Below are 13270 nucleotides of genomic sequence, written 5' to 3' on the forward strand. Positions count from 1 at the left end.
TGTGAGATTTTTAGCTCTTTTCAACAAATTCTCTTTTTTTTTGTCAAATAATTTTTTTCAGACTACCTTTGAAGTCATGAACCAGTCAATCAACACATACCGTGCTTATTATTACTACGCTTTGAAGGCTTAGTCGGTTGTGTTATGACTTTAATTTGAAAAAATCAAAAAACTAATAATACACAAGCCGACTCAGTGAGTCGGCTTTTTTGTTAACCAATTATTCGATAGCCCTGATTATTTAGTGAATAAAAACTTTTTGCTAAATAATATGTCTTAGTAAAACAATGAACATAAAACCAGCATCCCGCATGAACTTGGTTCAGGAGTACTACTTCTCTACCAAACTTAAACAAATAGCAGATATGCGTGCATCAGGCATTGATGTACTCAATTTAGGTATTGGAAGTCCAGATTTGCCTCCGTCTGTCGAAACCATCGACGCCTTGACAGACAGCGCTGCACATCCCAAACACCACGCCTATCAAAGCTATGTGGGTATTCCTGCCTTACGTGAAGGTTTTGCTCAGTTTTATCAAAAGTTTTACGGGGTAACGCTCAATCCAGTGAATGAAGTATTGCCTTTGATTGGGTCAAAAGAAGGTATTATGCACATTGCTATGGCATATTTGGAAGCTGGCGATGAGGTATTAGTACCCAACCCTGGCTATCCGACTTACCGAGCAGCTTCGCTACTAACAGGTGCAACTGTGGTAGATTATGACTTGGCAGAAGAAAATGGTTGGTTACCAGATTTGGATGCTTTGGCACAGAGAGATTTATCAAAAGTTAAACTGATGTGGGTCAACTACCCACACATGCCTACTGGCGCGCAAGCCAATACTGCGTTTTTCGAAAAACTCAGAGATTTTGCCATTGCACATAACATCCTGATTGTAAACGATAACCCATATAGTTTTATCCTAAATGATTCTCCACAAAGTATTTTGGCGGTTGAAGGCATGAAGGAAGTAGCGATTGAATTAAACTCTCTCTCAAAATCACATAATATGGCTGGATGGCGTATGGGGGTTTTAGTTGGAAATGCCGAATTAGTAAGTCATGTATTGAGGTTCAAGTCGAATATGGACTCTGGTATGTTTTTACCATTGCAAATGGCAGCAGTAAAAGCACTCCAAAATCCTCAATCTTGGTATGACTCTTTGAACGAGATTTATAGACAACGTCAGACTAAGGTATTTGAAATTATGGACTTGCTCGACTGCAAATACGACACCAAACAAATAGGAATGTTTGTATGGGCTAAGATTCCTGATACTTACACCAATAGCTACGAGCTTTCAGACGAGATTTTACTAGGTTCGGCGGTATTTATTACCCCAGGGGGCATTTTCGGAACGGCTGGCGAAAGATATATTCGTATCTCGCTATGTGCCGAAATCACCCTTTTTGACCAAGCTATCCAACGTATTCGTCAATCAAAAGGAATCTGTTCTTAGGATAGCGGGCTAAGTTTAAAATATATTTCAACATTTATCGGAAACGATAATCATCGAGCATTTACAAAAATGAATATATCAGTAGTCGGACTTGGTCTTATTGGTGGATCAATGGCCTTAAGTCTTAAAGAAAGTGGGTTTGCGGATTCGGTTATTGGCGTAGATAATAAAACCGAACACGTTATCAAAGCCCTTGAACTCCAGTTGGTTGACCGTGTGGCTTTGCTCAACGATGCCATCAAACAATCAGACATTATTATTTTGGCTGTGCCTGTAGATGCTTTGGTAAAGCTTTTACCTGAAGTTTTGAATCATGTTTCTGAAAATCAGGTAGTCATAGAAGTAGGTTCCACCAAAAAACCTGCGGTAGATTCTGTCAGAAATCACCCTAATCGTGGAAATTTCATTGCTACTCACCCCATGGCAGGTACTGAGTTTTCGGGACCAGAAGCGGCTATTCGAAATTTGTTCGATAATAAAACTTGTGTGCTCTGTGATGTGCAAGATTCAAAGCCAGAGCTCGTGAAGATGATTGAAAAAATGTACACCGAGGGACTAAAAATGCGATTGACTTATCTTGACTCGGCTGCACATGATGTGCATACTGCCTATATCTCGCATATCTCGCATATTTGTTCATTTGCTTTAGCCTCTACAGTTTTGCAAAAGGAAAAAGATGAAGAAAGTATCTTTAACTTAGCAAGTTCTGGTTTTGAGTCAACAGTACGTTTGGCAAAATCGAACCCTGATACTTGGATTCCGATTTTTAGACAAAATCAAGATAATATCATCGATGTACTTGACGAGTATATCAATACCTTATTGAAATTTAAAGGTTTGATGTTAGCAGATGGTTACGACAAATTCAAAGACTATTTGACTCAAGCTAACGATATTAAACGTATTTTGAATAAATAAGAGAAGAAGAAAGGGGCAATCGAATAATTCTATTGCCCCTTTCTTATGTTTTGACTTTATTTCAATCTTCTTGGCGAATCCTTCATGGCATATTTAAGGACTACTTTTTTTCCCGAAACTTTTTCAATAAAAGGTTTCAACATCTGTTCGGCGGATTCTTTTGTTTGCTCCAAAATACCCATCGATTGAGCTGATTGTTGCACCTGAGCTTCAGCTTTTTGAAAAGCTTCATCCACCAGTTTTGCTTCGTCCATAAAAGCATACTGCGTATCATATACCTTCGATTTGGAATGGTCTATTTTATAATTACAAATCTCTGGTTCAGGCAAATGCACCACTACAGTATCTTTTAATTCCTGTAAATCGGCTACTTTGATTTTTGTTAAATCGATACAACCAGTGGCCTCACCTGTCACAATTAGCAAGACTTTGGCATCTGGTAAAAAATTCTTCTTGATTTTAGATTCTACTACATCCCTAAAATTATATTTTACGAGTTCGATTTTACCCATTGAGGTAATCTCTTGAAGTAAAATATTATGACTTACCTCTGGCGCTTCAGCATTGTCATTTTTCAAAAATTTATATTGTTCCCAAAGCCAAATTCCACCAGCAATAAGGAGAAACAGCAATAGCAAACGGATGATTGTTTTGAGCATAGCCTTAAAAATTAATTGTGTATCGGTAAATGTAAATAGGGTATTCGACATTTTTACATTTATCAAGGTAACAAAAAAAGCCTACAAATAATTGTAGGCTTGAGGAATATTATCTTTATTAAACGCTATCTCTTAATCGCAAAAAATTAATGAGAATAAGACGATTCGTTTTGTTTTTCTAAATCAAAAATCTCGTTGATAACATCTACCAATTGGTCAGCTTCGCCACGTTTACATGCAGCTTTAAGTTGTAAAACTGGCATCTTGATAATTTTCTGAACGATACCCATCGTGATTTTATCAAGTTTCTCTGACTCTTCTGGAGAAAGATTTTTCAAATGACGTGCAAGCTCTTCTTTACGGATTTGCTCTAGGGCATTTTTCAATTTATTGATGGTTGGAGAAACCACCATTTCTTTTGACCAATCTTCAAAACCTGCTGTAGCTTCGGAGATGATTCGTTGAACGTGAGGGATAGATTCCAAGCGCGTTTGTAAAGCTTCATCAGCTCTTTGACGTAGCGTATCGATATTGTAAACCAATACCCCTGGGATTTCCTCTAAATTTTCCTCAACACTACGAGGCACAGATAAGTCAATAAAATATTTGAAAGTAAGAATTTCCATTGACTGAATCATTTCTTTGGTAATCAATGGCTTATCAATCATGACAGATGAGATAATCACATCAGCACGTTTGATTTCTTCTTCCATGTCCACAAAATCAGCAATGCGGAAGTTATGTCCTTCGGCGATGGCCTCGGCTTTAGCACGAGTACGGTTCATAACCGTGATTTCAGCAAATTCTTTGTCTGCCATATTTTTGCAAACATCGATACCGATTTCACCAAGACCTAGAATTAATACTTTTGGTAAAGCAATATTTTGAGTCATCTCCTCAGTCAATGCTACAGCTGCGTACGAAGTAGAAGCTGCTCCATCACGGAAAGCTGTCTCTTGCGCAACACGTTTGTTAGCAAAGAAAATCGTGTGCATCAAACGGTGCAAAAATGGACCAGCCATATTTAAGTCAGCCGCAATTTGATACGATTGTTTTACCTGATTTGGAATTTGAAGGTCGCCTACCACTTGTGAGTGTAGACCAGTAGCAACTTCAAACAAATGCTGTACAGCGTCGGCTTGAGCGTTGTATTGTTGGAAATATGCAAAATATTCTTCAGTCGTAGCTATGCCTTTGTCAAGCAACAAAAGCTTAATAATGTCAGTATTGCGGTTTTCCTCTGACACGTAGTAAACTTCCGTACGGTTGCAAGTCGACACCAAAATGGCTTCTTGGATATCGAACATATCTCTGATTCTGAGGGAGAAATTCTTGATTTCATCCTCATTCAAAGCCACTTGCTCACGTACCGCTAAGGGAGCTGACTTATATGATAAACTGATTGATTTGAATTGATTTTGCATAACACTTAACTATTCCAAGCACAAAATTACAACATGAATAGACATTAATAACTCCATTTTTAGCTAATTATTTATACTTAAACATAATTTAGAATGAGTATAAATAATTGCGAGATTTTGAAAGATTAAAACTTGGAAATGTACTATTTTGAAGCTTAATCTTCCGTGAAATTTCATACTGCGAGTTAGTAAAATTTATCGCTCACGAATATGACTTTTGTCACATTCAGACATGACAATTTTTGCTAGTACTCCAAAATTAGGTTGATGATAAGAAGGTAGCTATTGAATTTTGATAGAAAAACAGGAAGAAGTTTAAACGCAAGGATGAACTTTTGAGAACGAGCTATTGATAAACCATCTGAACTTTTATCAAAAGCTCATTCTCAAAGTCACTAAAAGACATCTTTCACTTTACTCAACTATTGACCAACGATATCGGCACGCATACCACCCAAAGCAGTCAACAATTCGATTTTAGCTTTAGACTGGACGTTGTATTTCACCAATGAAGCTTTCAAATCTTCTACCAAAGCATTGAAATGAGCATCAGTGATTTTCATTCCTTTGTGAGCAGTTTTCATATCTAAGCCTGTGTATTTTTCAGGTCCACCAGACGCCTGTCCAACTTGGTTGATTAAGTTGTTACGTAGCTTCGTCAAACGAGCTTGGTCAGCAGCCGCCGCAGCAAAAAACGCATTGATTCGTGTATCCGCCGCTACTTTACCAATAAAGTCATCAATCACAGCCGAAATACCAGCATTGGCGCCTAATCTGTTATACAAAGATACCTGTCCTTCAACGATATCGCCTTTCATACTAGCCAAAGCCGTCAACAATTCAGTTTTTTCGGTAGCACCTACTTTAAATTTATCTAAAGAAGACGTTAAATCTTCTACCAAAGCACCAAACTCGCCATCGGTAATACCCATTCCTTTGTGAGCTGTTTTCATGTCAAGTCCAGTATATTTTTCTGAACCACCAGTAGCCATACCAACTTGATTGATAAGGTTGTTGCGAAGTTTAGTCAAACGAGTTGGATCAGCGGCAGCATCTGCAAAGTAGGCATTGATGCGACTATCACTTGCTACATTGGCAATAAATTGGTCAATTACAGCTGAAATAGCAGTATTACCGCCAAGACGCAGATACAATGACTGTGTTGGTTGCATCGTATCGTCATCTTTTTTACAAGATGTAAACATGAGCATTCCAGACATGAGGATAGCTCCCCACAGTTGCGCAGATTTTTTCATATTTCTTTGAAATTTGATTGGTGATTACAAAAGTTGTCCACACCCGCAATGGTTAACCTTTGCGAATTAAAATAGAGAGAAAACGGGCTAATTTTAATTAATAAGCGTTTAGCGTGTTGAAAAGCTCAACACTTCAAACAAAGCAGGATTAAAATGTTTAAAAAGTGATATTTGATACAGAGTAAGGATTTTTAGTAAAAGAAGAAAGTACAAAAATGCTCTACCAAAGGGTATTTTACATACTTTCTTCTTACTTGATCAATAATAACAAGAAACTAAAGTTCTGTATGGTAAAACAGAAAGTTAATAACTATACGTAATCTTTTACGACAAACAAAGGACGGATCTTGTCGCTAAGAATTATCTAAAACATAAAGCTTTCTTGGCATCTAACACAAAATCTATGTAACCCATTGGAATCGGACATTTGGGTCCTTCCATTTGGCTAAATTCAAGTTTTGTTGCCATGACAGGAAACTTCTCAACTTTCTCTTTGAGTATTTCCTCATTTACTTCATCAGCATGATAAGTCACACTAACTGTCTGATTCTTAGGATTCACAGTTGAGGCTGTTACTCCTGTAGTACTTTCCAACGAAGATGCCAAGGATGTGCTGTCTGTCGTAGAAAGAGGCTTTGAGAGATTAAATACCACCAATTGGATTGGTTTCAAATTTAGTCTATCTGCTAACGACGGTTCCTCCCAGTTTGCATATACTACAAAGGCCAAAAAGAGCGCACCCACAGTCAGCGAAACAACTTTAGTGATTTTCAATAGAGTTTTCATATACATTTCAGGATAAAGTCATCTTGATAATAATCAAGCAAAAAATTCAAAAAGTAATCTCAACTAATTTTAAGCGATAATGAATTGTGCTATTTTTCTTAAGAGAATGTTTGTCGAAAAATAGACTCGAATGATTTAAGATAGAATTTAACTACTGGCTGATTGCGTAAAGGCCACAAACAACCATCGGCGGGTAAACCGATAGTTATTTTCGACTTACAAACATATCTACGGCTTATCTGAAAGTTCGGATTTACATAGTTCTATTTTTTTCTGTTTTTTTCCATTTTTTTGATTTGTGAATAAAAAGGTAATACTCTATCATTGTGAAATGACTCAGTCTGACTAAATAATACATTGATTTGAACTATATCATACAGGATAAAATGCAAAAAATATTGATTACAGGAGCCAATGGACTATTAGGACAAAAACTTGTTCATCTTTTGGCAAATAATCCAGAGATTAAACTAATTGCTACGGCGCGAGGTAAAAGTAGACTTAGCATTTCGGAGGGATTTAGCTATGAAGAAATGGATTTATGCAATCCAGCCCAAATACAGGAGGTAATCGATAAAGTACGGCCTGATAGCATTATCCACACCGCAGCCATGACCAATGTAGATATATGCCATCAAAATCCAGAAGGCTGTTGGGAGGCCAATGTTACAGCGGTTGAATATCTGATTGAGCAATGTCAACGCCACAATATTTATTTGTGTCATGTATCTACAGACTTTGTTTTTGACGGAGAAAATGGCCCTTACCAAGAAGAAGACCAGCCCGCTCCTATTTCGATTTATGGTAAAAGTAAATACGAAGCCGAATTGCGTGTACAAGCGTCTGGGTTACGGTGGAGTATTATCCGCACGGTTTTGGTCTATGGAATTGTGCCTGATATGAGCCGAAGCAATATTATTCTTTGGGTAAAAAGCTCCTTAGAAAAAGGTCAAGCGATAAAAGTAGTGAGCGACCAACTTCGAACGCCCACGTTAGCTGAAGATTTAGCCATAGGCTGTTGGCTAGCAACTCAAAAGCAAGCTCAAGGTATCTATCATATTTCGGGAAAAGATTTTATGAGTCCTTATGATATGGCAATTGCTACAGCAGATTATTTTGCCTTAGACAAAACCCTCATCACTGAAGTTACCGCAGATACTTTTACGCAGGAAGCCAAGCGACCTCCTCGAACAGGCTTTATTTTAGACAAAGCCATTCATGAATTAGGATACAATCCCGTTAGTTTTGAGGAAGGAATCTCTGTGATGGTCAAACAACTCAAAGCTATTCAGAAGTAATGTAAAACAATTAAGTAAGTTGAAATTGAGTGATCCAAGTCATTTCTAGCATAATAGCATCAAAAAAGCGTTCGGAAAATATTTTCCGAACGCTTTTTTGATGAAAACTTGGGGAATACCCATAATCTCAAAATTCTGGATGACTTATGATATTTCGAATGATATCTCTTTAGACGCAAAGCATTGCGTCTCTACCAGTAAAATTTATATTAAAAATAATCACTCATGCACTCAATCACCAATCATTCAATGGTATATTGGAAAACCTATCTAATTACAGATACATGTTTTGTTTTTTCATAACCATCTAATTTCACACGAACAATAAATGAATTGAATGGTACATTACTCAAATCGATTTGTTTACGTGAATCAAACTTTTCGACTACATAGAAAGAAAGTAATCGGCCTACTAAATCATAAACTGATACTTGTGCACCAACTAAATCATCAGCCACCTCAACCGTAAAGATACCTGTAGTTGAAGGGTTTGGATATATACTTAATCCATCGAGGTTAGGGTCAGCTTTGAAAGCTTTCACTGCCGAAACTTTTGAGAAACAAACCAATTTATTATCAGGCAAAGCAATTGGAGTGTAAGTAAAGCTAGAACGAACTTGGTAATTACCATCCATTCTTACCTTGATATTTTTGGCATTACCTGTAATTGTTTTTCCATTCAACAACCATTCGTAGCCATTTGAATCGCCATCACCTGTAGACTCAATCGTGTAAGAACCTACTTGTGTAACTACAGGTGTTACAGGAGTTGCTCTGACATCGATAAATCTCTGTGTAGAGGCAGGAGAAAAACAACCATTAAAATCTTGAACTCTTACCGTATAGTTACCTCCACGTTTGGCATACCATACGTTATTTGCCCCGTATCCGAGAGAATCAGCTCCAACCCACCAATAAGCTTTGTAGTTACTTACGGTACTAATCTGGACACTATCGCCCGAACAGAATATGGTATTACCACCTGCAAAAATATTTGTTGAAGCAGGAAGCGCATTTACTTTAGCTTCAATTAAATTAGATGGCTTAGACAAACACTTAAATCCATTGATCGTTTGTACAGAGTATAAGCCTGCCTGATTGATGGTGATACTTCGTGTACTAGCGCCATTGCTCCATTTGTAGCCTACGTCAGCAGATGAATTCAGGGTAAGACTTTTATCTGCACAGAAAGGGTTAAGTCCTACTGCTGTAATAATTGGAACAGTTGGCAATGGATTTACTGTGATTTTAGCCGTATCAGAATATGCGACAGACTGACAACCATTCGCGTCTGTCACTTGCACCGCGTATCCACCTGCACCTTTGGCGTATAAGTCTCTTGTGGCAACGGTCAGTAATGTACCATTAAAAGTCCATTTGTAAGATGCTGTATTATTGGGTAAGGTATTTGGTAAACTAGAACGTAACAAAGCGCTATCGCCATCACAAATAATTTTACCATTTACCGCTTGAATCACAGGCTTGGTTGGAAGAGGGTTAACCGTAACAATTTGAATAGACGAATAAGGAGAATTACATGTTCTAGAGTCTTGTACTTTCACACTAAATTTACCTGTACGTTTAATCAAAATGCTTGAGGTTGTAGCATACTCTAATCCTGTGTCTTCATCTCTCCAGCTAAAATTTGCGATGTTATTATTCGCAAATAGAGCTACCAAGGTCACATCTTTTCCATCGCAGAATACGGTTGGGCTAAGTGCGTAAATAGTTGGAGCTTGTGGAGCCTCGAGTACTGTTACCAAAGTTGTATCAGAACTTTTTGATACACATCCTTTTAAAGATTGAGTCTGTACAGTGTATTTACCCGATTTATTCACAAGGATACTTTGGGTATTCGAAAAGTTTGTCCTTTCACTTAATTTCTCACTCCAAATATAAATAGTCTCTGATGACGAAGATGTTAAGGTTACACTTTTATCAGGACAAAAAGTCAAAGACCCACTTGCTGCAATCGTTGGTTTGGGAGGCAATGGGTTCACTATAACATTGATATTACTTGAGGCTAATACAGAACGACAGCCCTTGTCATTAATAGCAATTACATTAAAAGATCCTGACTTCGTTACAGTAATAGCTGCAGTATTTTCTCCTGTGTTCCATAAATATTGAAACGATGTTGAAGAGGTCAAAATAACCTTTCCTCCATCACAAAATTCCAATGGTGAAGTATAAGAGATTACAGGTTGTGAAGGACGGCTATTGATTGTTACTATAAAAGCTGTTGATTCTACAGACCTACAACCAAGTGTATCGGTGTACACCAAATAATATGATCCAGAAGACGTAGCCGTAATATTTTTAGTTGTTTTAGTATTTGACCACAAGTAAGAACCTTTTGTGTAAGACCCTGTATTTTGAAGGGCAAATTGCACACTATCTCCTGTACAAAGTCCGATGTTAAAGCCACTTTGTTGAATAGGATTGCTTGGATATGTTACCACAGAAACTACAGGAGTAACAGGGCGAGCATTCATCTTGGTAGTTACCGATGTTGCCGGCAAAGAGTAGCAACCATTTGCATCCAAGGCTCTTACCGTAATTACGGCTGAATTTCTCACAGTCAATTTCGAAGATGTATTTGTGACAGTGTCACTTATGGCTCCTCCTACATTGCGTGTCCAAACATTTTTAAAAGCACTATAGGATGAACTCAAACCTACAGTGAACCCTTCACAAAAAGTAAGGGCTGCATCGGCAGTGATGGTAGGCTTTGCAGGCAAAGCGTTGATGCTAAGAACAAATGTGTTAGAAACTGGAGAAATACATCCAAAAGAGTTAGTAAATCTTACGCTATAGCTTCCTGCCGTTTTTGCGTAAATAGTTCTTGTAGTCTGACTATTACTCCATGTATACGAACCTGTTCCTTTATTATCTGAACTGATTAAAAGGCTATCTCCAGCACAAATACTCAAACTTCCACTTGGTGTAATAACTGGTGCCGTTGGTACAGGATTGACTGTTACAGTAACTGGATCTGACGATGGCGACACACAACCATTGGCATCTTTAGCCACTACCGAAACGGTATTGGTCACTCTTATTGTAATTTTGTTGGTTCCAGTAGTAGTAGTATCCGCACCCACAGAGCGAGTCCAAACATTACTACCAGCGGTATATGAAGAACTCAATCCAACTGTATTCCCACTACAAAAAGTAGTAACACCATCTGCCGAAATAGTAGGCTTGGCAGGCGCACTTGGATAAAGCGTTAACGAAATAGCATTAGACGTCGCCGAGCATGAAGAGGTAGGATTGGTAGTTGTTACTGTAAATGAGTAGGTTCCTCCAGTGACAATCGAATTACCCGTAACAGTCAAGGCAGAAGTACTCCCTACTACCACAGGACTAGGACTTCCACTTCGGCTCCAAGTATAATTAGCAGCAGTAGAAGCATTGAGGGTTACACCACTTGTTCCACAAAATATACCCGAAGTTGAACTTGCCGCACTAGCAGTAATGGCACTTGGGACAATTTGAGCTACTGTGTAGGCTGTAGCAGTTACCCAAGTAGTACTTAAGGCTGTCTCTTTATATCTTGCATTGTAGGTACCTGGCCCGACAATAATCGTACTGTCTGTACCAATAACAGTTGTAGGAGCTGAGGCATTAGTCCATTCGTAACTAAATTTACCTTTAGTCACTCTAAGCTTTACAGTACCACTTCCTGTACATGTATAAGTACCTGCTACTGGAGTTATCGTTGCTTGCGAATATCCATACATAATCGTCAAACAATAAAATAATACAAGGTAGAATAGTCTAAGTGTTTTTTTCATAACTGCTTTTTATTTACTCTTAGTCATTAAGATGCTTTCTAAAAGGATTATGCAATGGTTTTGGGTCAAGGTTTTATACATTCTTCACTTTAGAAGCAATTAGTAGGCTACTGATACGAGCGATTCCTGAAGAATACACTCTAGAACTATTAAGTTGTTAATGCAGAATAAAATTGCATTAGTATGCTTTAGGCTATAAGCGGTAGGCATTAGGAAAAACGTTTCTATTGTTCGCTAGAAATTCATCCAGACTTTTAGCATACGGCATAAAGCTTAAGGCCTAATGCCGTATATCTACAAGTTGTCTAGTTCAAAATTTATTCTTCAGAGGGAGCTACTTCCTCATTTTCTTCTTCTGGCTGTACGAATGATTCTTGAGCTTTTTGTAACGAGCCCCAAATCATATCTTTCAACTCCATAAGTCCTTGTTGCATCACTGATGAAATCATTACGAAAGGAAGGTTCTCTGGAATCTGTGTTTTGATTCTTGCTAAATCTTCGTCTTCGGTCACTAAGTCCATCTTCGAAATGGCAATCATACGTTCTTTATCCAACAAGGCTGGATTGTATTCTTTGAGCTCATTCAGCAAAATTCTGTATTCTTCTGTAATGTCTTCGGCCGTAGCTGGAATCAAAAACAATAAGATAGAGTTACGCTCGATATGACGCAAAAAGCGTGTTCCTAATCCTTTGCCTTCAGCTGCTCCCTCGATAATACCAGGAATATCAGCCATAACAAACGATTTGAAATCACGATAAGAAACTACACCAAGGTTTGGAACCAATGTTGTAAATGGATAATCAGCGATTTCTGGTTTTGCAGCAGAAAGCACCGACAATAAGGTTGATTTTCCTGCATTTGGGAAACCAACAAGACCTACATCGGCCAATACTTTTAATTCAAGTACCACCCACATATCTTCGCCATCTTCGCCAGGCTGAGAATGGTGTGGTGCTTGATTGGTTGAGCTTTTGAAGTGCACATTACCCAAACCTCCTCTACCGCCATGCAACAAGACTACTTCTTGTCCGTCTTTGGTAACTTCTGCCAAAACTTCTCCTGTCTCAGGGTCTTTTGCAATCGTTCCTAATGGAACTTCGATGTACATATCTTGACCTTGTGCGCCAGTACGACGGCCACCTTCGCCTCCGTTTCCGTCTTTGGCAAAAATGTGTTTTTGATATTTTAAGTGGAGAAGTGTCCAGTGTTGGGCATTCCCTTTGAGGATAATATGTCCTCCACGACCACCATCGCCACCGTCTGGTCCACCTTTGGGAACGTGCTTTTCACGACGAAAGTGAGTTGAACCTGCACCACCATGTCCAGAGCGAACGTTGATTTTTACGTAGTCAATGAAGTTTGATGTCATAATTACTAATTGAGATTTATAAAGGGCCTATGATTTCGGCCAATTGTAATGGTTAATACTATTTATTGAGATTTTCAAGCAGAGTGGTCAGGAGTTATCAGTCTTTAGAAAACCCCTTCTGCAATCTGATAGTTCAATGAGGGATTTTTGTCATGATAAAGTCTTATTCTACATTTCAACTTTATTGACAGCGTATCTCCTATAAAACTTGGGGTTAGGTTTTTGACCTAGCTGAAGACCAACAGCCACTGGCTATGGACTTATTTTCAGCGAGATTGAATAAGAATTGGCAGCTTCTATTG

At 38.2% G+C, this 13270-nt stretch carries 9 protein-coding genes; 3 read left to right on the forward strand and 6 right to left on the reverse strand.

Translation table 11 applies throughout. The features are described from left to right. Positions 1-287 precede the first annotated feature (287 nt). Positions 288-1460: a pyridoxal phosphate-dependent aminotransferase gene (locus tag QM524_RS15860; protein WP_166577155.1), complete on the forward strand. Its 1173-nt coding sequence runs from the start codon at positions 288-290 to the stop codon at positions 1458-1460. Between the two features lie 69 nt (positions 1461-1529). Further along, on the forward strand, positions 1530-2378 hold the full coding sequence (locus tag QM524_RS15865; RefSeq protein WP_166550631.1) for a prephenate dehydrogenase: 849 nt from the start codon (positions 1530-1532) through the stop codon (positions 2376-2378). Positions 2379-2434: 56 nt separating this feature from the next. Here QM524_RS15865 and QM524_RS15870 read toward each other — a convergent pair whose 3' ends face one another. The 4 genes from QM524_RS15870 to QM524_RS15885 all read right to left on the reverse strand — a co-directional run bounded on the left by QM524_RS15870 (position 2435) and on the right by QM524_RS15885 (position 6503). Continuing rightward, positions 2435-3088 (reverse strand): DUF4230 domain-containing protein, encoded by a 654-nt coding sequence (locus QM524_RS15870; RefSeq protein ID WP_283345316.1) that lies wholly within the window; start codon positions 3086-3088, stop codon positions 2435-2437. 95 nt (positions 3089-3183) lie between these two features. After that, entirely contained in the window at positions 3184-4461 is a 1278-nt protein-coding gene (hemA, locus tag QM524_RS15875; RefSeq protein ID WP_283345317.1) for a glutamyl-tRNA reductase, read from the reverse strand. A gap of 422 nt (positions 4462-4883) precedes the next feature. After that, positions 4884-5717 (reverse strand): group I truncated hemoglobin, encoded by an 834-nt coding sequence (locus QM524_RS15880; RefSeq protein WP_283345318.1) that lies wholly within the window; start codon positions 5715-5717, stop codon positions 4884-4886. A gap of 360 nt (positions 5718-6077) precedes the next feature. Continuing rightward, complete coding sequence (locus QM524_RS15885) at positions 6078-6503, reverse strand: heavy-metal-associated domain-containing protein (protein ID WP_283345319.1); 426 nt, start codon at positions 6501-6503, stop codon at positions 6078-6080. A 386-nt stretch (positions 6504-6889) separates the two neighbouring features. On the opposite strand from QM524_RS15885, the gene QM524_RS15890 reads away from it, so the two are divergent. Then, entirely contained in the window at positions 6890-7801 is a 912-nt protein-coding gene (locus QM524_RS15890; protein ID WP_283345320.1) for an SDR family oxidoreductase, read from the forward strand. A 266-nt stretch (positions 7802-8067) separates the two neighbouring features. Here QM524_RS15890 and QM524_RS15895 read toward each other — a convergent pair whose 3' ends face one another. Beyond that, the gene (locus QM524_RS15895; RefSeq protein ID WP_283345321.1) at positions 8068-11598 is read right to left on the reverse strand and encodes a T9SS type A sorting domain-containing protein; all 3531 of its coding nucleotides are present in this window, start codon (positions 11596-11598) and stop codon (positions 8068-8070) included. A gap of 317 nt (positions 11599-11915) precedes the next feature. After that, the gene (gene obgE / locus QM524_RS15900; protein ID WP_283345401.1) at positions 11916-12971 is read right to left on the reverse strand and encodes a GTPase ObgE; all 1056 of its coding nucleotides are present in this window, start codon (positions 12969-12971) and stop codon (positions 11916-11918) included. Positions 12972-13270: the final 299 nt, after the last annotated feature.

Origin of the sequence: Flectobacillus roseus, assembly GCF_030056595.1 — a bacterium.
In the GTDB taxonomy this organism is placed as follows: Bacteria; Bacteroidota; Bacteroidia; order Cytophagales; family Spirosomataceae; genus Flectobacillus; species Flectobacillus roseus.

What these genes read in the sequence shown, in the direction of transcription:
- hemA (WP_283345317.1), bottom strand. Translation starts at nt 4,461, where the DNA reads ATGCAAAATCAATTCAAATCAATCAGTTTATCATATAAGTCAGCTCCC.
- QM524_RS15860 (WP_166577155.1), top strand. Translation starts at nt 288, where the DNA reads ATGAACATAAAACCAGCATCCCGCATGAACTTGGTTCAGGAGTACTAC.
- QM524_RS15865 (WP_166550631.1), top strand. Translation starts at nt 1,530, where the DNA reads ATGAATATATCAGTAGTCGGACTTGGTCTTATTGGTGGATCAATGGCC.
- QM524_RS15870 (WP_283345316.1), bottom strand. Translation starts at nt 3,088, where the DNA reads ATGTCGAATACCCTATTTACATTTACCGATACACAATTAATTTTTAAG.
- QM524_RS15890 (WP_283345320.1), top strand. Translation starts at nt 6,890, where the DNA reads ATGCAAAAAATATTGATTACAGGAGCCAATGGACTATTAGGACAAAAA.
- QM524_RS15880 (WP_283345318.1), bottom strand. Translation starts at nt 5,717, where the DNA reads ATGAAAAAATCTGCGCAACTGTGGGGAGCTATCCTCATGTCTGGAATG.
- QM524_RS15895 (WP_283345321.1), bottom strand. Translation starts at nt 11,598, where the DNA reads ATGAAAAAAACACTTAGACTATTCTACCTTGTATTATTTTATTGTTTG.
- QM524_RS15885 (WP_283345319.1), bottom strand. Translation starts at nt 6,503, where the DNA reads ATGAAAACTCTATTGAAAATCACTAAAGTTGTTTCGCTGACTGTGGGT.